Source organism: Bifidobacterium sp. RTP21102st3_E2_RTP21102_210122 (assembly GCF_040916945.1).
Classification (GTDB): domain Bacteria; phylum Actinomycetota; class Actinomycetes; order Actinomycetales; family Bifidobacteriaceae; genus Bifidobacterium; species Bifidobacterium longum.
The window spans coordinates 115,077-136,898 of sequence record NZ_JBCPAN010000002.1 but is presented as its reverse complement, the minus strand read 5'-3'; the positions used below and the strand labels follow the sequence as shown (position 1 = coordinate 136,898).

General features: G+C 47.8%; 17 protein-coding genes and 2 pseudogenes. 5 read left to right on the top strand and 14 right to left on the bottom strand.

The window, feature by feature from the left end; translation table 11 throughout:
- Positions 1 to 18: 18 nt before the first annotated feature.
- On the top strand, positions 19 to 690 hold the full coding sequence (locus AB5287_RS02625; RefSeq protein WP_007058488.1) for a tRNA (cytidine(34)-2'-O)-methyltransferase: 672 nt from the start codon (positions 19 to 21) through the stop codon (positions 688 to 690).
- 133 nt (positions 691 to 823) lie between these two features.
- Here AB5287_RS02625 and AB5287_RS02620 read toward each other — a convergent pair whose 3' ends face one another.
- The 8 genes and pseudogenes from AB5287_RS02620 to AB5287_RS02585 form a co-directional block, all read right to left on the bottom strand.
- Positions 824 to 2,767 carry a DUF4012 domain-containing protein gene (locus AB5287_RS02620; protein ID WP_032682488.1) on the bottom strand — a complete coding sequence of 648 codons (1,944 nt, stop codon included), beginning with the start codon at positions 2,765 to 2,767 and terminating at the stop codon, positions 824 to 826.
- Between the two features lie 118 nt (positions 2,768 to 2,885).
- Entirely contained in the window at positions 2,886 to 4,166 is a 1,281-nt protein-coding gene (locus tag AB5287_RS02615; protein WP_032738660.1) for a hypothetical protein, read from the bottom strand.
- 481 nt (positions 4,167 to 4,647) lie between these two features.
- Positions 4,648 to 5,226: pseudogene (locus AB5287_RS02610) on the bottom strand (phosphotyrosine protein phosphatase); the annotation flags it as partial.
- Between the two features lie 48 nt (positions 5,227 to 5,274).
- On the bottom strand, positions 5,275 to 6,126 hold the full coding sequence (locus AB5287_RS02605) for a hypothetical protein (protein ID WP_061870217.1): 852 nt from the start codon (positions 6,124 to 6,126) through the stop codon (positions 5,275 to 5,277).
- 109 nt (positions 6,127 to 6,235) lie between these two features.
- A complete protein-coding gene (locus AB5287_RS02600; protein ID WP_007058856.1) occupies positions 6,236 to 7,351 on the bottom strand; it encodes a hypothetical protein in 1,116 nt (371 codons plus the stop codon).
- A gap of 354 nt (positions 7,352 to 7,705) precedes the next feature.
- Positions 7,706 to 8,599, bottom strand: coding sequence for an SGNH/GDSL hydrolase family protein (locus AB5287_RS02595; protein WP_080824234.1), 894 nt, complete (start codon positions 8,597 to 8,599; stop codon positions 7,706 to 7,708).
- A 1-nt stretch (position 8,600) separates the two neighbouring features.
- A complete protein-coding gene (locus AB5287_RS02590) occupies positions 8,601 to 9,608 on the bottom strand; it encodes an acyltransferase family protein (protein WP_368220590.1) in 1,008 nt (335 codons plus the stop codon).
- Positions 9,609 to 9,802: 194 nt separating this feature from the next.
- Positions 9,803 to 10,990 carry a glycosyltransferase family 4 protein gene (locus AB5287_RS02585; protein WP_081291984.1) on the bottom strand — a complete coding sequence of 396 codons (1,188 nt, stop codon included), beginning with the start codon at positions 10,988 to 10,990 and terminating at the stop codon, positions 9,803 to 9,805.
- A 320-nt stretch (positions 10,991 to 11,310) separates the two neighbouring features.
- On the opposite strand from AB5287_RS02585, the gene AB5287_RS02580 reads away from it, so the two are divergent.
- The 4 genes and pseudogenes from AB5287_RS02580 to AB5287_RS02565 all read left to right on the top strand — a co-directional run bounded on the left by AB5287_RS02580 (position 11,311) and on the right by AB5287_RS02565 (position 14,596).
- Positions 11,311 to 11,592: a hypothetical protein gene (locus AB5287_RS02580; protein ID WP_032738663.1), complete on the top strand. Its 282-nt coding sequence runs from the start codon at positions 11,311 to 11,313 to the stop codon at positions 11,590 to 11,592.
- Between the two features lie 99 nt (positions 11,593 to 11,691).
- A pseudogene (locus tag AB5287_RS02575) lies at positions 11,692 to 11,851 on the top strand (IS21 family transposase); the annotation flags it as partial.
- 226 nt (positions 11,852 to 12,077) lie between these two features.
- The gene (locus tag AB5287_RS02570) at positions 12,078 to 13,043 is read left to right on the top strand and encodes a WlaTC/HtrL family glycosyltransferase (protein WP_157822291.1); all 966 of its coding nucleotides are present in this window, start codon (positions 12,078 to 12,080) and stop codon (positions 13,041 to 13,043) included.
- 20 nt (positions 13,044 to 13,063) lie between these two features.
- Positions 13,064 to 14,596 carry a lipopolysaccharide biosynthesis protein gene (locus AB5287_RS02565; protein ID WP_032738666.1) on the top strand — a complete coding sequence of 511 codons (1,533 nt, stop codon included), beginning with the start codon at positions 13,064 to 13,066 and terminating at the stop codon, positions 14,594 to 14,596.
- 367 nt (positions 14,597 to 14,963) lie between these two features.
- Here the strand turns inward: AB5287_RS02565 and AB5287_RS02560 are convergent, their stop codons facing one another.
- The 6 genes from AB5287_RS02560 to AB5287_RS02535 form a co-directional block, all read right to left on the bottom strand.
- Entirely contained in the window at positions 14,964 to 15,950 is a 987-nt protein-coding gene (locus tag AB5287_RS02560) for a glycosyltransferase family 2 protein (protein ID WP_080715971.1), read from the bottom strand.
- 16 nt (positions 15,951 to 15,966) lie between these two features.
- The gene (locus AB5287_RS02555) at positions 15,967 to 16,974 is read right to left on the bottom strand and encodes a glycosyltransferase family 2 protein (RefSeq protein WP_204994460.1); all 1,008 of its coding nucleotides are present in this window, start codon (positions 16,972 to 16,974) and stop codon (positions 15,967 to 15,969) included.
- A complete protein-coding gene (locus AB5287_RS02550; protein ID WP_007055185.1) occupies positions 16,971 to 18,119 on the bottom strand; it encodes a glycosyltransferase in 1,149 nt (382 codons plus the stop codon). Before AB5287_RS02550 ends, AB5287_RS02555 begins: the two co-directional genes overlap by 4 nt.
- A gap of 3 nt (positions 18,120 to 18,122) precedes the next feature.
- Positions 18,123 to 19,103: a glycosyltransferase family A protein gene (locus AB5287_RS02545; protein ID WP_131225936.1), complete on the bottom strand. Its 981-nt coding sequence runs from the start codon at positions 19,101 to 19,103 to the stop codon at positions 18,123 to 18,125.
- Between the two features lie 114 nt (positions 19,104 to 19,217).
- A complete protein-coding gene (locus AB5287_RS02540) occupies positions 19,218 to 20,375 on the bottom strand; it encodes a polysaccharide pyruvyl transferase family protein (protein WP_368220585.1) in 1,158 nt (385 codons plus the stop codon).
- A 10-nt stretch (positions 20,376 to 20,385) separates the two neighbouring features.
- Entirely contained in the window at positions 20,386 to 21,795 is a 1,410-nt protein-coding gene (locus tag AB5287_RS02535; RefSeq protein ID WP_007055206.1) for an oligosaccharide flippase family protein, read from the bottom strand.
- Between the last annotated feature and the right edge of the window lie 27 nt (positions 21,796 to 21,822).

Genomic DNA, 21,822 nt, shown 5'->3' with positions numbered 1-21,822 from the left:
TTCTTATTCTTAGCAGCTATGACGAACGAGGCAAAACACAACCCCCAGAGCACACCGAATCCAGCCAATCCCGAGACCAAAGTCGAGAAAATGTTCGAATACGGCTATCGCAAGTCGAATTACGGGCCGGACGAGCTGGTGACCGATGCGCACGGCAACCCGATTTCCGTAGTGGATGCGATGCTTTCGGCGGAGAAGGCCGCAGCCACCGAAACCGTAACACCGCACCTGTGCTACTACTCACCGCGCATCCCCGGCAACACCGGCTCGGCCATCCGCCTGTGCGCGGTGACCGGCACCATCCTGCATTTGGTGGAGCCGCTGGGCTTCAACCTGCGCGACACCAAGCTGCGCCGTGCGGGCCTCGACTACCATGACATGGCCCACGTGGTGTTGCACCCGAATTTCGACAATCTGGTGGAGTCGATGCCCAATTCGCGCATCATCGCGTTTACCGCGCATGCCACCAAGCTGTACACCGAGGTGGAATACAAGCCGACCGACATCCTGCTGTTCGGCCCGGAACCCGGTGACATCCCCGACCCGATGGACATCATGGAGGGCCCGCATGTGGCCGAGCAGGTGCGACTGCCCATGCGCCCGTCCCTGCGTTCCCTGAACCTCACCAACTGCGCATCCATCGCCATCTACGAAGCCTGGCGCCAGCTGGGATTCAAGGGCGGAGCGTGAACGAGGAAACGTCAAGCCTCGCGAAAGTGAAACCCTAATTGCAGGGCGGTCACTGAGGAGCATTAGCTTAGACTTGTATCAGTGAGGCCGGTGACATGCGAATGCGCATGTCACCGGCCTCACTGATTAAACGCTAACGCCCGGAATCCGTATACGTCACTTGCGCGGCGAGATTGTTGGTGGGTGTCTGATCCAGCTGAAGTTGCGCAGCGTGGGGTGCCGTTTTCACATCGTATTCGACGGTGAACGTCGCACCGGGAGACAACAGACATGCGATATTCGCATAATACGTGGTACTGCCGGCTTTGATCTTCATAAAGTCACTCTGCAGCGCGGGAATCTGGTCCTTGGAATCACTGGTGACGGTGATATTGGACACGCTGCCACCTACCGGTTTGGCAATGGCAATCGAATGCCCCACAACGCCAGGCTTGCTCAGGCTCTCCATCGCCGCATGAATCGCCGCTTTCTCCTCGTCTGACGCTCCCGACTGCTTCACCAAGTCACTCATCATGCCCAACGGGAATGTTCCGGTAATATAGGCGGGAAGTTTCGTGGATTGATCAGCCGTCATGGTGTTGGTCGTGGTGTAGGTAACGTGATATGTGGAAGAGCCGTCTTTGTTATCGGCAGTCTTGCTCACCGTGGCAGACTTCTTCATGTACCAGTCAGTTTTGGTCCAGCCCATTTCGTTGACGTATACGCCGGTGACCGGATTCTGCGCATCGGTGCCCGGCTCGCCAACCACGCCTGCTTTCTTCAGGACTTTCTGATCGGACTTATCGAAGGACCACATGTATACGTGTCGGTTCTCAGTGAGCTTTGGCATAGTAGCAACAAGCGATAGCGCCTTATGCGCATTCAGCCCGGAAAGCATGCCATTGATGATCCGCTGAGCGCTTTCCTCAAAGAATGCGTCCTGAGCATTCTGATCAGTGATATCGATGTACACCTGATTCGACAGATACTGAGCAGTGTTCTGTGCAGTAAGCGTCACTTTTCCCGAACTCAACGTGATAGGCCCGGTCACACCGAGCAAAGACTGTAGCGCGACTGTATCGAACGACAGTACGCCGTCGATATTGTTCGAGCCAAACGACTGCCTCGCCCACACTTCTTTGGCATACTGAGCCGCGGCCGGGAAGTTCGGCGTCGCGGAGGCCAAGCGAATGTCACCACCATAGGAAACCCCAAGCCGTGAGATGGCATAGAGCTTGTCCACTTCATCCGTGCTGGTCACCGGAGCCGTCAGGTCGAACTTGGAGTCGGAATAGAACTGTCCCATGGAAATAGTGCCGTTATTGACTGTCAGCGTACCGACGGATCCCACCACGCCGCCAGCAGCCTGCGTTTCCGCATTGGTTTGCGAGAGAATCAGATAATTGCGGGTACCCTCATGACCGAACAATGCCGCCAAACTGTCAAGTGTGCTGGCAACACCATTGATCTGGGATGCAGCGCTATCCAATGTGGCTTTGCCGCTGGTCAATGCGTCACGAACCTGGGCGATATGCGGTTCAGGAGCTTCATTCAGCGCAGTGACCTGACGCTGTAGAGTATCGTTGCTTTTGCTGATTTTCGACGATACTTCAGTCAACGTTTTGACATTCAGATTGCCATCCGCATTGGCAAGACCCGCTTTCTGCATGGTATTTGCCGCATCGGTAAGGCTTGGCAAAACGTCGGAAGCAAGAGTGTCCAACGCATCAGTGGCGATACGGGTGGCCGCAAAATCGTTACCTATCACCGGCAACATCGAAGCACTACGCCACACCCATCCATCAGCCTGTCCCCGGGCGACCGTCGTATGCTGCTGCAATTGAGGAGCTACCGCTTCGATCGCGGTCATACCTGCCATGCTCGAGTCTTGGCCGGAACCGGCCAAAGCAGCACCAATGCCAGAATCACGCACCACACCCACTGATTGAGTGACTTCGTCTTTAATCACCATAGCCGAATGCACCAGCGCCGCGGCATAAGCGCAGAATGCCGCCAATACCACCACCACCGCTATAACGATGTTCCGGCCGGTGTGCTTGGTCTGGGTCTCGTTCTCTTTACCAGCCTTATGACGCATTCTTACCCCCCGTTATACGATTCCTCATATCGCCAGCAGAGTCTACACCCAATAAAAAAGCGGTTGGGTTCATGCACGCAACATGAATCCAACCGCTCTGTGACCCGCAGGTTAACAATCACTGCGCGGAAGTGGAGCCACCGTCGCTAGTCCCGCCGGATTGGTCCGGATTAGTAGGTGTCGTTGGCTGATCAGGATCCGTGGGATTCGTAGGATTCGTCGGCTGATCCGGCTTGGTCGGAGTCGTGGGTGTAGTGGGAGTATCCGGAGTCGTGGGCGTCGTGGGAGTATCCGGAGTCGTAGGCGTAGTGCTGGTTCCCTGATCGACCTGCTCCCCATCGGTGGTTACCCCCCCGTTGCTGGTACCGCTATTGGAGGAATAACCATTGTTGCCGCCGGAGTTCTGAGAGCTGCTCGATTTACGCTGCTGCGCCGCAGTGTAGTCGTCCATGGACGATTTCACTGCCTTGGTAGCATCCTGCAAGTTTGTAAGCGATTTTTCGAGATCAGCTGCCTTCGGGTTGGACTGTTTGAGCAATGCATTCGCATCGTCAAGCGCCTTTTGCAGGGAGTCGCGCGTGCTTTCGTCTGAAACGGCACCATCACTGTCAGCCAACGTCTGCTGGGCATCAGAAACAGCAGATTGCAGCTTTTGCTTGGCGGTATCGATCTTCTTCTGTTCCTGGCTCTTCGTTACGGCTTTGGCGGCAGTTGTCACAGCTTTGGCACTGCTCTCGAGCTTAGCCGTCAATGCGCGATTGCTTTTGGCGGATTTGCTCAGGGAAGCCGTGGGCGCGATATAGTTGCAGCTTGCGGCTTTGCCAATCGAATTCGCCTCTGTCACTGCGCTTTTCAGTGTGCTTACCGTAGCAGCATCAGCCACCTGACCGTCGGTAATGGCCTGCACGCTTTTGCTGTTTTCCAGCGCTTTCGAGAGTTTCTCCGACGCCTTGGTGTAATTATCGCTGGAGGAGAGACACTGCGACATCGCGGTGGAGTGCGCATCATCTTTCTTCAGCGAATTCCAATACACCAATCCGCCGATGACAAGACCGATAATAATGACCACAGTAGCCACGATGGTCACAATAAGCCACGGGTTTATCTTGCGTTCCGGGATGACTGGTTGTGCCACCATGTCGGCCGCGAAGTCATCAGCGCCTGCATTGTCAGAAGCCGACTCAGTAGTGGATTCGTCGGTTTGATCAGGGCCAGAAAACACCGGTAATTCACCGAACGGAGTGGTTGTATCACTGCCATCCTGCGGCGGCAGGGTCGAAGTTTCCTCGTCGCCATCCAGACGGGGGAATTCGATTGGCTTGATATCCCAGAACGTGTCGACGATATCGCCCGCCTGCGTTAAAGATGACGTGGGCGTGTCACGCTTTTCGTCGCTCATTACTGAACGTCTCCTTCTTCCATTCCCATGCAAATGACTTCCTCACAAGCTGCAACAGCTGCTCCGGTACACATTCTTATGGAGGCAGTCGTCACTCACCGCTCGTGGGAGTGATCCCACCTGTAACATTCACATTGAAATTAGGCACATCCGGCATAACCACGGTGAGAGGTGGTGCAGGTTTAGGCGGCGTAGGCGGAGAGAGAGGAGCCGGTGATGGCTGGGCTGTTACGGGTTGCTCCGGCATAACCGATACTGGCGACGGCTGCGATACGGCCTGTGCCACGGACCGCGTCACGGGCTGGGCCTGCGCCGGTGCCATTTGCGCTGGAACCGTCTTTACCGGTGCCACATGTACCGGCTTCATCACTTCGGTCTCCGCAGCATTGGACTGGTAAGGCGCAAACACCGGCAACGAAATCTCCACAGGTTCCGCAGAAGCGGGTTCCGCAGCAACCGGCTGTGTTTCCTTCGCATGCTCGATCATGGTTCGAGCCGGCGCACCATTCACTCGGTAATGCTTGCGCATGCTGTTGAGTATGATCCATATTGCCTTATTGGTCTGATTCGCGGCTTTACGGAATACAGGGAAATCTTTGGTGAAGGGGTCCTCCACATCGCGAGGGGCCGGAATCATGGGGCGAATGAACGAGGACGCTTCGATGACCGAATTCAATCGCTCCTGCACAGTCAAGCCCTTGACCAAGTCATGCTGTGCGCAATACAGACACATGTTGGCAAAATCAGTGACGAGGAACGTGCGCCGAACGACCGCAGGAGCCATATCTACGATATTATTGCGCTGCTCTTCTTCGAAACAGAGAATCAAATCAGCGTTTTCCGCCAACTCTCGCGTGAGCTGACGGGACCGGAATTCACCCGAATCAATGCCCACGCTGTCCATCAGACGGCCACTCGAAGGATCGATGGGATGACCGACCAAAGCATGCGTGCCAGCACTCGAAACAGTAATGGAGGTACCAGAGAGGTATCGCCGCATCAACAACTCGCCCATGGGCGACCGGCAGACGTTGCCCGTGCAGACAAACATGATATGCATGGACCGTGTTCCTTCCTTGATGACCCTCGAACCGCCGTGCAGTGTTGATTACTGCTGTTGCTGCAAAGCCGACTGGTTGACCTTATCAACCGCTGCCTGCAATTGCTGCGAAGCACTCTGATATATAGCTGCGCTCATAATCTGGTCCGACAGCAACAGCTGCTGTGTCATGTTCAAAGCGTCGGAATATTGCTTACGCGTTTGCAAATCGGCACTAGATACCGCCGAACTAGTGGAAACGCTCTGCAGCTGCTCCAGCTGATCGCCGAGCGCCTGTTTCGCATTCAGAGCATCCTTGCGCGCCTTGGATGAAGCAACCGCATCATTCGCATCAAGAATTGCCTCGTTCTTCGAACCAAGTGCACGAGTCTGCTCGGTGATGGCTGCATCGGCCGCTAGATTCTGATCGGCTTCAGCATCAGGACTGCAACTATTCTCCGCCTGCTTGACATCACCGACCTTATCAATCGCCGCCTTCAGATTATCGATGGTCTGTGGGTCTGCAACGGCATCGGCCGCAGTCTGAGTGGCCGGGGTGGTTGACTCCACGGTCTTCTTGAGTCGTGTGACGCTCTTTTGATTGATGGTTATGGCTTGCTGGCAGGCGTCGAAGGCCATCTGGCTGGAGTCACGACGTTGCAATACGGTGAACCCGCTACCGGCCGCAGCCAAGGCTATGACCAATACCACGGCAATGATAATGGCCGATTTTTTCGCGTTCCATACCTTCGCCACCGCAGAAGTGCGGGGAGCAAGCGAAGAAGGGTCAAGGGCAGGGATGGAACCTTGCTCGGGCACCGTGGAGGGGAAAAGATACACTCGGTCCCCCATGCCCGAATGCCGGCCGACGTTTCCGCCGTTGAGATCGTCAATCGGCCAATTGTATTTTCTGCTCGCCATGCGCGATGCCTCTCTCTTACCTCTCAGCACTTGTACAGCGCCCCTGTACGCGGCACCTTTCACTCTGTTCGTAACATACATGTTTTACCAAAACCGCTCAACCATTAGCTTACGATGCGCTCAATTGTTCACCAGAATCTCTCTTTTGCCCATATATCCGCGTACCAACAACCCATATGAACATCCACAGCGCATAGAAGGCATAGCCCTCGAACTGGATATACAGATATGCCAACAAGACCATCCAACACACCGTCATCTTGTTCCATGCCCCGTTACGGGTGATGTGCATGAACAACAACACTACGCCGGCCAAACACATTAGTATGCCAAATTCGGTAATCGCATCTACATAAGCGCTCATCGTGAAAATGTAATGGTCTCCGGGAGGATTGCCCAGCAAACGGATTTCCTCATTTGACTGTGGTTTGCCTCCCATGGCCGTAAGTGCCTGCACTGCGGCCCCATATCCACGAGCAATGGCATCTTTGAGGTTGCCTATACCGAATCCAAAAAGGAAATGCGCCCAGTCGGCTTTCCACGCTTCAGCTGGGGCCAGCGTACGGAACAGCCGTGCCAAGGCGGAGAAATCTCCGTTTACCGGACCGTTGGCGAGCAACGATTCGACGCGCGGATTACGCAGCATCACCACTGACCCGCCGATTCCGATTACGCCAAGACCGGCAATGGTGATGATGATATCGCGCAGACGATGAAAATTCTCGGCAACGATCAACCACAACAGCAGTGCGACAACCGTGTCAATAAGGATGCGCACGCCAACGCCCATAACCGCCGCACCGAAGGCATACGAGAGCGTAAGAATGGCGACTTGCCTACGCTTGGTGAACCAATACAGTGGCATAAGTACGCCGAATACATGCATGCCGACGTATGAAGGTTCGGCAAAGAGGAACTGCACATGGTTGGGCACGTAGTTACGTTTCAGGATGCGCCGTGCAATCCATGTAATTGCGGGGGCATGTCCGTGCACGGCAAGGAATTCCAGAACACCTATTCCGAAAGACACCCAATATGCGATGACAACAAGTCTGATCGCATAAGCCCAATCCAGTTGTTTCAACCGAAACGCAATGTCCAGAGAAATAAGGCACGATATGCCCGAAAGAAGCGCCACAAGTGTTTGGAACGCCGTGTGCACATGGAACCCGATGCTCGCCCATCCATATACGGAAACCACTATCAATGCTGCTGGATACAGCATTATGGCTCCATAACGGGAGAACACGCGGGGCACAAATCGCACGTTAAGCAGCACGTGGAGGACAAATAACACAGGAGATATCGGACTCCAATACATCATAGAGAATCCGAATACCGTGCCACCTGCGGGCAGCAGAGCTAGCGCCAGGCAAAAAACTATGTCCGTAGGGTCAGAGACCAATCCGACCCCAAATAATCTAAGATGATCAACTAACCTGATTATTCTTTGCATCATCATTATATCAATTTAAGGTCTATGACATTTATATCGTAACCAAATTCTCTTATAATCCCACGAGATAAAAAGTTAATAGACCACGACGCCGGAAGCCATCAAACAGCTATCCGATTATTATCACATCCGACGATGACGACACCGTTTCGCAGGACGCCTTCTAATGAAAATTACAGTGAAGACAATAATCAATAGAATTATGACCACCGGCACCACAATTACAGGCAACCAATGATTACGAACACTGGTTCCAGTGTTCACCTTTATGGATTGATCAGTTTCATCCTTTGATGGATCTAACGGCAAATTGGTAGTTTGTACCCACTGTTCGGCAGAATTTGCCGCAAGCTCATGTCCTTTCGCGTTGGGATGCCGATTGTCGGACTGCCAAGTGTCATCCCCCTCTATCCAATGTTCCCAATCATCTGGAACATTTACCGAAGAAAAAGCCGTAATCGCAGTGACCAGCGCTTTCGCTCCAGAACCCCATTGATCAAGAACTTGAATATTATCAGGACTCCTTGGCATTATCTCCGGAACGAAATTCACCTGCGCCTCCGGGTTCTCTTTCACAATCTTTCCGAACAAATCTCGTGCCGCAGAAATGATATCTGTTACTGATTTTCCTGAGTTTGCATCATTAAAGACACCAACCACGAAAATACGTCTTATTTTATTTTTATCAATCTCATTAACCACCCTGGCATATTGTTGATCATAACTAAAATTGGTTAAAAAACCGGCACCACCATGGGCATAATTTTCACATTGGGCATTATCTTTTTCGCAAAAATGATTTGCCCAAGTATCTAATTTCTGAACAACGGAATAATCGCCATATTTATAACCAGGCAGGCCAGTCCCGTCTGTTGTGGAATCACCAATGAATACATCTATATTACGGTCAGAAGTAGTTAAAGCAGCATTCGCAACAGTAGAACAGCAAAAGAGTGAAGACGCCGATAGAACTATCGAACATAAAATAAAAAATATACGTTTAAATCTATTTCGCATGTCAGTCTTTCTTCCCCATAATCTTCTTTGGGAAAACGAAAACAAAGTAAGATATAATTGATGCAATCGACCCCCAGATAAAGAAGTTAATTGACACCATCAATAATGGATTGATATCCGGCCAATATGTATAAGAAATAAAGGCCAATGGTTCATGGAACAGGTATACACCTAAGCTAACTTCAGCAAGAGTCCTTGTAAATTTGTTTGACCTATTAGGCATAAGGAAAAAAACAACTACGAGACACAGCCAGACGGCAATTAACTGTACGAATGTCCCGCCCCTCCCCATGTACATGAAACCAACGGCTACGAGCATCAGGACAAAACCAACCACTAATAACGGCTTCGTCATATATTTTCGGATTGCGGCTTCGTGATTAAAAAGAATAAATCCGAGCATAAAGAACGAGAAATATAGGAAGAACGGAGAGAAAGTTGGACTCCGCATCAATGATGCCCCATGCCACGTGTACTTTGTGTAGAAGATAAGCATCATTACACTTATAGCAAATGCAAATATATCAGCCCACTTAAATTTTTTAAGACAAAAATTAATAAACCACGCAATCAAGGAATAAAAGAACAGTGTAGGAAGATACCAAAGTTGTCCGTTATCATATCCCAAGAAGATATTTTTCCATAAAATATAAAGAAAAGATTGCCCTTCATAACCAGGATATTCAATAAGTAAGCGAATAGGAATCATCCAAATTAACGCAACCAACCAATACGGAATCACCAGACGACTAAATCTTTTAATAAAGAAATCCTTGAATCGCTTTTTTCCACGAAGCGTAAAACCAACGCAAAATCCGCTAATCAGCATCCAGAGACCCAATACTAACATAGCAAGATTCCCGACATGTGCGAAAACAGGTGCCTCTTGCGTTGTCCTATAATCTGTCCAATTGTACCAATATATGGTTGTACTATGACCAAATATGACGGCAAGAATAGCTACGACCCTTAGATTGACGATATCTGATCGTAATTTCTTATCGCCCATTCTTCTCCAATCACCCTACTGCGGAAACCTGTGAATGAAAATACAGTTCACTAGTGACCTATTTTGGCTTAGTCTACCCCATTCATCAAACAGATGCCGCTTATCAGACATCGGAATGTGTATCCATCGCCAATAAGCCTATAACTATGAACGTCAGCATGGTATGGAATATCCACACGCTGCTAGCTGTTCTATTATTTACATGCAGCAACAAATTGTTGATACATGGACCGCATGCCATACAGTTGAGCACGTGCTAGACCAGCTTGAGACATTTTGTTGCATCGATCAGGATTGCGTTGCAAAGAGACGATAGCTCGCGAAAGAGATTCCACTATTTGACCATCGCGTTCAACGATAACTGCACACTCCGGAGATGTATATTCTTCGATTCCGCCGGAACGCGTAACTATAAGAGGTAACCCTGCGGCCATGGCCTCAACGGGAACGAGAGGAGCTGCATCTTCCCACATAGACGGAACGACTTGTATATCGGCGGATTTAAGATATCGATACAATTGATCGTTGGGGACATAGCCGATATATGCAACACGATTGCCAAGATGGGACACTCTCTCAACAACGGCATTTACATAGGGAGTCCTATTGGATGGACCGAAGTCAGCACTGCCTACAATCATCAATTTGACATGTTGATCGTCGATTTCTGATATGGCCTGCAATAGTTCCAACACACCTTTTTCACGCATAATGCGGCCACAAAAAATAACGATAAAATCATCATCAGTAAAGCCCAATGAACTTCTGATTCTTCTGCGCTCCGCAGCATCAACATGACGGCTAAAACGGCTCATATCTATTCCATTGTGGACGGTAATCACTTTTTGCTGTGAGGTGCAATTCATACACCATGCTTTGCCAACAAAATCACTAACTGCAAAGACGCGTGAGGCACTGCTGGAAAATGGTTTATCGAACGTTGGCGTGTAGTGTAGGTGATACCACATTTTACCGGGAAACGAATCATCAAATGCCGTTATACCGCTAGAAGGTCCGCCTTCAAACACTACACCGTCAAAAGATTCATGACGGATATTACGTAGGGCAACATCATAAAACGCAGATGGTGAAAGCCTTTGAGAGGGGAAGAATCTTCGAATGAATACATTTTTAACGCGATGTTTCAAACGTTCGAATACTGTTGTAGATGGTATTAAAACAAATTTCGTGTAATGCAATGACTTTGCAAGTCGTTTTGATTCATCATCGAATGTGGTGACTACTGTGAGATCAAGCTCTTTATATAACTCATTTTGATTGACAATCGATGTCATCAACGTCTCAATAGCGCCACCCTGCGTCGCCGGAACGGGAAGGAGCCCAGGCGCAATCAAACAAATCCGTTTTAACGGCATATTCATCTCCCATGCTGGATACTAGAGCGAGACGACTCAATTTTATCTCAATACACAAAACTCTACTCTTACCATGTATCTTTATGAGGGGAAGGCATTATGCAACCAATTCTTCTCTGGCACACAGCCGACTGAAAAATATGCAATCATGAACCTCGATATATAAAACCATTATCTCGCGCTCCATCACTTCAAAGCGAATCGACGTTTATCGTATTTTTTGAGCGTGTAATTTGGGTTTGCTCGTCATTGAAGAAACGAGCACGAGATCCCGGCCCGTCGGCTTGGCCCGGCGGGGATGCTTGCCTATGGAAGACAGACTTGACATGGCCACCAGGCGAAGGCTCACGAACCGTTTCAAGGACGAATACGCGAAGGCCTCGAAGAAGGAGAAGAAGCTCATCCTCGACCGTCTGGTCGAGGTCGGCATGGGCAGGTCCACCGCCAGAAGGCTGTCAGGGGAATCGGCGCGGCCGGCCGGCAAGGGCCGCCTGGAACGCCGGCGCAAACCCGGTTCCAGTGTTTTGCTTCGATGTTTGTTGACAGGCAGTGTTTTTCCGCAGTGTGGGCTGATGGTTTTCCCGGGTAACGTCATCGTTTCCCGGTGATGTGAGAGGCCTCGATGCCGCCGCTTGTATATTCCCGAGTTGCAATTCGAATCGGATTCTGCCGGTTGCAGCCAACCGGCGCTCGGGAAGGAAAGGATCATGGCGATACCGATGCCCATTCAGCAAGATATCAGGAGACTCGACCGGCAGGGGATGTCCCGCGTGCAGATAGCACGGTTGTGCATGTCGATCGGGGACGGTCACGAAGTACGCGGATATGCGCGATCTAAGCCCGGAATGGCCCTCGGACCGCGGGTTCGTCGGCACGTGCTGGCCGCCTTGCACTAGAACACATTCACGCTCACCAATCCCGATGGCAGCGATATCCTTGCCGAATACCCGAGATGTTACGACGATGCCTCGCACGCCATAAGACCCTTCGATGGGAACGCTCATGCTCGCCGCGCTTCTCCCGCGCGTGGAAGGAGAGGGCGATCCGCCCGGACATGTCCAACAGGCAGAAGTGCTGAAACGGAATGATCAATATGCTCGGCAAAACCATTATTCAATCGGGTGCACCGGATAGAATGTACCATATTATGCATGATGGAATAACTTTAGTCACAGCATTCTTCCCAATCGGTAGGGGGGAATGGACAGGGAAAGCCCAACGGTCAGATGACAAATACTTCAAATACTTTCAGCATTGGGCGAGGATACACAATGATTTAGTCGTATACACGACCCCCGAAAACGCGGAACGCATTAGACAAATACGTCTCTCCTTCGGAAGAACAAATACACAAGTCTATATCGTTAACGATTTAGAAGATATCGACAAATCAATGTATACGTTGATGCATGACGTCGGAAAACACTATCCCAAATATAGCTTATTCCCAGATAAGCCAGAAGTAAGTAATCCAATTTACGATTTTGTCATGTATACGAAATTCTGGTGCCTAGCACAAGCCTCAACTGTCGCTGCAACCAATAAAATTGCTTGGATTGATTTTGGCTTTGACCATGGTGGCGAATACTATAAGGACAATCAGTGGTTCGACCGCACTTGGAACTATACTCGCCCAAATGGCAAAGTTGCGCTTTTCCAAATTCGCGAATTGCCATCCGATCCAATTTTTGATTGCATACGACGCACTGAAACATATATTCAAGGAAACTGCATCGAATTGGATACTGATTATGCACAACAATTCTATGTTGATGTACGAAACCAATATGAGCATCTTTTACGTTGCGGATTACTTGATGACGATCAAATTATACTTCTCATGTGTCATTATGAAAAGCCTGACATTTATTGTTGCTTACCAAGCCGCTGGTTCTCAATGTTGGACGAATATCGTGATGATAAAAAAACGGGGATGCACTCGGACTTACTCCCAGAATTCTTCATTATTAGTCGCCGTCGTAGATGGTATTGGACAAAACATTGTTTAAAATTTCTTAAACAAGAATTCAATCATCTGGTTCGTCGTTACCCTCTATAATCATAGACAGGAAACCAACTTTGGACAATAAACGTCAATTCATTTTAAATCTTTTTGCCAGCTTGATTTCTTTCGCTGCGAATCTAGGCATCGGATTTTTAATGACGCCATTTATCGTTCAACAAATTGGAGCTGAAGCCTACGGCTTCGTTGGCCTAGCTAATACAATGATTAACTACGCAACATTGTTCACTTTAGCTCTTAACTCCGTATCCGGGCGCTTTATCACAGTCGCGTACCACAAAGGAGACAAGTCGACTGCTGACAAATATTTCACATCGACATTATCATCGAATCTTGTCATTGTTGCAATACTGACCATGATAGCGGTTCCTTTAATCTGGAATTTGGAGCATGTTGTTAACATCTCCCCGCATTTAATTAATGATGTGAAAATCCTATTTTCTTTTATCTTCATTAATTTTTTACTATCCACTCTTTCCACAGTGTTTACTGTGGCAACATTCATAAAAAACAAGCTATATCTAAGTAGCATAGCGAATATTGTTGCAATACTAGCGAAGGTTCTTATACTTATCGCAATGTTTGGAACATTACCTCCAATGGTATGGTATGTCGGTCTTGGAACCTGTGCAATGACGGCGATCACATTCATTGCCAATTGGATATATACAAAAAAGCTGGTGCCTGAACTTCGTTTCATCCGCCACGGCTTTTCTGTGAGCGCCATTCGTGAAATGCTCGCGGCTGGCATATGGAACTGCGTAATCAAACTACAACAGATTCTTCAAGACGGATTAAGCCTTCTTGTTACAAATCTTCTCATTAGTCCGCATTTCATGGGGCTTCTTTCCATTGCACAATTAGTCCCCACTACAATGTCAGGACTTATGGGAACTATATCTGGACTATTTTCTCCCGAACAAACCAAATTTTTCGCTCGCGGCCAAAAAGAACTACTGCTACAAGAACTCAAATCAGGTATGCGAATCTGCGGTTTTTTCGTGAATATTATTTTTGTTGTCCTTCTCATTATTGGCGAAGATTTTATCCGCATTTGGCAACCGGGACAAGACACAAAAATGATTAATATTCTTATGCAATTAACGATGTTGGGATTCTTTCTCTCTGGAGTCGCCACCACGTTACAAAATGTTCCACTTCTTGTGAATAAACTAAGGCCTTATTCTTTAGGATGGTTAGCATGTGGCGCGGTTTCTTTCGCCCTTATAATCTTAGGAGTTCATCTATTCCCCTCATCCGGAATATACATGGTGGCCGCCGTACCACAGATAGTGGGATTCGTTGCCAACCTCACATTTGTTCCGCTCTATGCCTCCCGGTGTCTGAATCTCCCACTTTGGTCTTTTTACCCCATCTATCTGCAATACATTACTTCTACAATCGTTAGTATAGTAATTTGTTTTATTCTTCATTCTATGCTAATGCCAAAAATAACATCATGGATATCATTATTCATTGCATGCACTATTTATACATTAACCACTATATTTATAAACATCATATTTCTTCTTAGCTCTAGAGAGCGCTCTCTTATCACCCGTAAGCTAATTACGAAGATAAAAAAGTAATTTCATCTCAATCGTGAAGCCCCCGGGTCCGTCAGACCAAAGTACGTTTTTTACTCAGCATCGAGAACGACCGACCCTGGATGAGCGTTTGCGGACACCTTATGTTATCAATGACCTATTGATAACATAACTAAGGCATCGGAATAATCAGCAAATGACGCTCAACGACTGGATGTTATCGAGGATGTTTTTTACACGCGATTCATGTATCCTTCTATTCGTATTTACTGATTCCTAGCTAGCCCATCCCGAACTCCGCTGACCAGCCTTGCGGCTCTACTCAGCTTTCCCATAACGCTATGGTAATTGCATATTAGTTACAATAGGCTGGAAAAGTACACTTAGGTGTGTCTAGCAGATCATAATCTTATTTCTTCAAACCAGAAAGAACAGCTTTGAATGAAGAGAATCGAAAAGGACAGAAACATAGAGCAATATACCTAATCGAATTTCTCCACCCATCAACATGAATCATCACATCAAAGGAAAATGGATGTAATTGTCTGAATATTTCTCGCAGACGTGTATGGACAATTTCATCATTCCAATCAAGATACTGACGTGCACGTGCAAGATCCCATGTAATCTGATTGAATGTCATTGCATATAAATCTCGATATCGAGCATTCTGATAATACTGTAACTTTTGAATCCAAGCTTCAATACGATCAAGATTGCGGACGGAATAATCCGTGTGCATGATACTACCAAGATTCTGCACGTAATGGTATAGCTGCTGTGGAACTAAAGCTACTTTATCGCAATTATCGATAACTTTATATATGGTGCTCTCATCTTCATGCAACCGACCTATAGGGAATCGAATCGTATCCCACAACTTACCAGAATACAGTTTGTTCCAAGCCGCTACATAATCAGTACTAGAGTTACCATGCATTCGCTTTAGACAATACTTACTATTAACGAATGCCACTTCATCAGCAATACGATGATTATCAACCGATATTCTTGATTTATTATCCTCTATACAGATGGAACAAATGGCCATATTTGCTTTCCCGGAAATAATGGCCGACAGCATTGAATCAACATACCTAGAATCAAGGTAATCATCGCTATCCACGAATGCGATATATTCGCCAGACATCATCTCTAGACCAGTATTGCGTGCAGCGGATAATCCACTATTAGCTTGATGTACTACTCTGATCCGTTTATCTTGTTCCGCCCATTTATCGCACAGCAGTGGGCAGCCATCGAGAGAACCATCATCAACCAGAATAATTTCCAGCTCTTTATATTCTTGCGTGATGATACTTTTGATACATCGATTCAGGTACCTCTCAACGTTATATACTGGCACTATTATGCTCACAAGAGGGCGATCACGCATCAACGCATCTCCCTTGCTATCGTAGATAAATTTCCCATAGCCATTTCCAATTCAAGGTGATAAGTATTTTCTGCAAACGTGTCATCCATGAATGATTCAATGCTTTCATCATGCAAGGCCGCAATTGCGAATCACCGGTCATCTCCATAACGTAATCGGCTTTCTGCGAAGCGCTAATTTCTTTGCCGCCTTTAATCATGGGAATCACCCAGCCGATGTCATTGGCTATATGGAAAGACACATTCTCGCATACCCCCTTATCATTCATGTAATCCGCAAAGAACTGTATTTTCTTATGATTCGCTTGGACCACGTTCAGCGACTTCTCTCGCTTGAACACACTTGCCATACCGCTCTCCAGATGCCGGTATTCATATAACGCTTTGCTCGAGGTAAACACATTAGGCTCGGCTTCAAGAGCAGCAAGCACGAACACAAGATCTTCTTCATAGCACATCGCCGCATCAAAACGAACATGCTCCACCAACCTGTGCGCGAATAATTTGCCCCAAGGTGGGTTAAGGTAGTCAGCGCGCAATAGATAAGACAATGTAGTGTAATAATCCGATTCATCGGCAATGGCTGCCATATCGTGGTCAATCACATTGGTGCGCGATACATTTCCATACTCATCGATATAGTGTTTGCCGAATATCACCAGATCATAATCGCCAACTAACACTTGTTTAACGCTGTAACGAACTGCATCTGTCTTCAGTAGGTCATCGCTATCCACAAACATCACATAATCGCCGGTGCAGTGATCCAAGCCCACATTGCGGGCACCGGAAGCTCCCTTGCCATTGTCCAGATGAATTACGGATACCCGCTCATCACGCTCAGCCCACTCGTCACATATCCGTGGGCATTGGTCGGGTGAAGCATCGTCAACCAGAATAATTTCCAAGTTAGAGTAGGTCTGGCCAACAATACTGCGAATGCATTCGTCTAAAAAACGTTCCGCTTTATAGACCGGGACGACGATACTTACCATAGGCTGATTCGGGGAATTCTCTGGCATCATGCTCTCCCCGCTCTGTTCAGATACAGGTCTTGCAACCGTGCGGCGACATCGCGAATATCGTAGCCCGCCGCACGCACATCATCGGCATGATTCCGACGTTCGCCTGTCTTTTCAAGGGCATCGCGCATCTCATGCGCCCACTGCTCAGCTGATTCTTTCAGCGACACATAGTGCAACAAATCGGTGACCTTGGCCTCTGGAGGCACAGCATCGGCAGAAGCAAAGCATGGGAGCCCCGCACATTGCGCCTCGACATACACAATGCCTAACCCCTCATATAGCGAAGGCAGTAGAAAAGCATCCATGGCCTGGTAGTAAGGCGACACGTCGCGCTGCGACCCCATGTATAACACAGAATCTTTGATACCTAGCTGCTCGATACGCTCATCCATGAGTGAACGCAACTCACCAATGCCAACCAACATCAGCAAAGAATCAGGCACCATGCGGTGATATTCGGCGAATACGTCCAGCAGGAATAACGGATTCTTCTGTGTACGGAATCGCCCGCAAAATCCAATCACAGAGGTGCTTGGTGCAATGTGTAGCTCAGCGCGCGTGGCACTACGCACCACTTCATCATAAGCGAAATGCACGGTGTTAATACCGTTACGAACCCACGTGAATGGCTTGCCCGGGAACATATATTCTGCGGCGGCCTTTGAACAAGCACAATACAAATTCGGATACCGGCTAATTTGGTGTCTAGTCTGCCATTCCCGAAGACACCATATCAATGTATGAGCCAAATCATCATGGTCATGGCTCGCAGCGGTACCCGCGTTATGAGAGTGCAGAATACGAAGCTGCACTCCGTTCTCCGCCGCATATTTAAGAGGAAGCGCGTATGGGAAATTCGCGTTTACGTGAATGCCTTGTATTTCAGGATGGTCTCGGAAAAACGACATCAATGCAGTACGGGACTTCATCATGGATTCGTGCTGCGATACCATGACACGGAACACACGACCGCCCAAGGCAAGGATCTCATCCTCGAAGGCCAGCTTGTCCGCATCATGATCGCATAGGAAATCGAACTGCACCTTGGATCGGTCGATATGCCGGTAGATATCCATCATCAGGCAATCGACACCGCCAAGATTCGGCCCCATGCCCCACTGCAGAATGCGAACAGGCTCATTCATGGGTTACTGCTCCCCTTTCAGCACCGTCAAGCTATGATATATCCGCGGGATATGAATCATCGCCCATATTTTGGCCTTGCGCAATACAGACACCTGCGGGCTGGATAAAACATACGACGCTCTATCGGCAAGACGGTGTCGGCAATACGCGATCGTTGCGCCATCCGCTTGCTTATTCAATACATCATAGAGCGTGTCATACCAGCCCTGCATGCGGCCATAAGCCAACGCCACTTTATCTGTATATCCGCTTTTCTCTAGATAATTGCAGTACCGTTCGGAACTGATGCCCTTATCCAAGCTATGAGCATTCATTCCCGCAGTAGTTATAGATCCAGTACGGATGCAATAATGGTAGAAGCCACGAGGATTGAAATAGATTCCACGCATCTTTCGGTATATATGCGCCAGCAGATAGTAATCTTCGTTATCGAGGCCCTCAGGGAAGAGAACTACGGTTTTCCCTTCGTCGTCCTTGAACAAGGTGGCATCAAACAGTTTGTTCCATACGGCGCTGGCCATGCGATTGCTTCGATACAGGAAATTGTGTAGCGCTTGGTCACTTGTGAAAACCCGTTGTGGCAGGTCGCCATCAATGCACTGCTCACGCCCATTCTCATAGTTTTTGATGGTACCGCACATCACCACATCCACAGCGGATTGCTCATCCATCCATCTATTCATCGTGGCCAGCATTTCGGAATCAATCCAGTCATCACTGTCCACAAATGCAATCCGGGCACCCATTGCAATACCAAGTCCCTCATTACGAGCCGATGATAATCCCCCGTTGGCTTTGTGAACAACACGGATACGATCATCTAAACGAGACCAGGCATCACACATCTCCGAAGACTTATCCGTAGAACCATCATCAATCAAGATGATTTCCAAGTTCTTATAAGTCTGCCCCACAATGCTCGTTACACAACGATCCAGCCAACGCTCAACGTTGTATACGGGCACGATAACGCTGATTACCAAGTGACCACCTGATACATTATGCATTTGCGTACACATAATCGCACCAAACCTCAAAACACATGAGCGAGTGGGTACCCACAATTCCACTCACGATCTTCTCTCCAGAAACTCTCATCATCGGCCGACCCCTAATACGCAATCTAATCCGATGAAGTGACGTTGAGACTGCGTTTTGACTTCGCCGATGTCCACGCGCTCTCTTGCAAGTACTTTGCGACAGATTGAAATATCGTCAGACTTAAAATTACGTAAATCCAATCTTATATCAGAGGCGAATCCAATATCATCCAAACTATGCGAGGTCTTATCGCTGTAAATGATTGGAAGCACCTTACAGCCAGCAGCAAGTCCTAGAATCGACGCATGGAATCGTGTTCCCACGATAACTTCCGACTCCGCTTTCGCACTCAGAATCCGAGATGTATCGTTATCATATGTCAAGCAGTCATGTTGAATCGACTCCTGCGCAAGGAGATGACTGATACGGGCAACCGCCACATCATCATGCTCAACGGTTGAGAATCCACACAGTTGAATATCATATCCCAAATTCGCATAGCAATTTGCAGCATTAACAATCCACGAATCATAATCCGCAGAACATGAAGATAAATCACGGAATTTCATCGTATTGCCGAGATCAACAACAGAGAACAGGACCTTTTTCTTACGTTCCACACGTGGAAATTCCGTTCCGAACAAAATATCCGGAGCGACCCTTATATGCTCATCACTCTTAAATAGTTGGAACGAGTATTGGTCACGGAAGCAGATATCGGTAACATATTTATTGAAAATGTCGCTATATGACTTCTTGTACCAGGAGTTACGATACGGTCCAAAATTCGTTCCAAGAACAAAAGTTTTATCAGCCGATGAATATAAACGTTTGCGTTGCAAAACGTCACGCAGAGAAAACACCGTAGTGAACAACGAATGTTTCCAGATCGGTTGTATATATAGAGAGCCACCGATGACCACAAGAATGCCGCAATTCCTCACTGACTGACATTTCAAGGCAGCAAGTTCATTCGTATATGAAATCGAAGACAGTAAAGACAGCCTGCCCCCCAATGCACTCTTCTTGCGCGGAGGCCTTACGAGACTAATATTATGGTACCTTTCAAGGAGCCAATCATAGGAACCATCCACCACGCATGTGAAATGCACATCAGGGTAACGCCTGAGGAGAGTTTCCAAGAATAAATCGTCACCTAAATTGTGCGCAAGATAGCATTCAAGGAATACAGAATTCATAGTTGTGCTCTGCATGACATTCTCCCTACCTGTTTCTCTTGCCTACAACAAGCCGAAGCAAAGGCACACAACGCATACCGTGCATGCCAGTCAATACGAGAAATATCAATACGCCATAAACCCAATAATATGGAACCGCCATCGCAGTAATCATCATCTGCACGCCTAACAGCACAATGGAAATAACCAATATGCAATAGTTCACATCGATTGACACAAGGCGTCTTGAATTTATCATGCGCATTACATAAATCACCGCGTTGCATAATATGCTGGCTGCTCCTGCGCCATAGAGTCCCAGAACAGGAATCAACCCTGCTGTTGCGATGACGCATACCAGTGAGCCAACTATCGTGGTTGTCATGAGGTATTTCGTTTTCATCAGTGTGGTATAAACCGTTCCGTAGAACGTATTCATACAGCTGAAATAGAAGCCGAGCAAGACAACCGGAATCAACGTCCACGCGGAATAGAAACTCTTTTGCAGCATAAATGAAGCCAGCAACTGCGAAATCAGCATGATGAAAGATGCACCGACCGTCAAAACTGCTTGCAACGGAATCAATATCATCGAGAAGAATTTCCCGATGTCGCTCTTACGATATTCCTGGAATGTTGAGAGCTGCCATGCCTGCTGAAAAATGGAATATGCCAGATTCAACAGATTCGGAATCTTACTGGCTGCTGCATAAAGTCCTGATGCACCAATCCCCAGCATTCCAGTAATGAAGAAGCGATTGATACTTGTTCCAAGCCACCAGAAAAGCGTATTGGGAACCAATGGTAATGCATATACCAACATATTCTTAATCAACGGCACATTACCGGAAAGCGAACGAAGAGAATAATACTTATAGTGCTTACCGACAATGGTATAAATTGCAGTACCGACCAACGGACCGGCACTAACAGATATGAAATATCCCTGAATGCCGATTCCCTGTCGCACGATTAAAAGATATGCGCTGATACCTGTGATGAGTGTTGAGATCGATGCGCATATCGGTATGATTTTAATCTGGTTCAATCCGCGTGCTACATTACCCGCATAGGTCATCAATGCCGTAGACACATACATTAGCAGAAAGTACCCAGAGTAATTGCCCAGCCCGCCGAATACAGAGAGTTTCAGTACAGGAAGCAACAACGCGACAATGGCACAACTCAAGCCGATAACAATCAGGCCATATGACACCACTGATTTCTGATCATTGCTGTCATCTATCACAAAACGCAACACCGCATCGGATATCGACATTGACGCAATAGGCAGGACCAAAGAAATCACCGTCAAAGACATGTCGGTGATGCCAAACTCTTTGGTCGACAAGTAGTACGTATACAGAGGGACAAGCAAGAAAGTAATAAGTTTAGTCGCGACTGTATTAATGCCGAACAAGCCTATATTCAATAACAGAGTTCTATACTTATTCATAATCGATCAATCTCTTTACGGTAATAA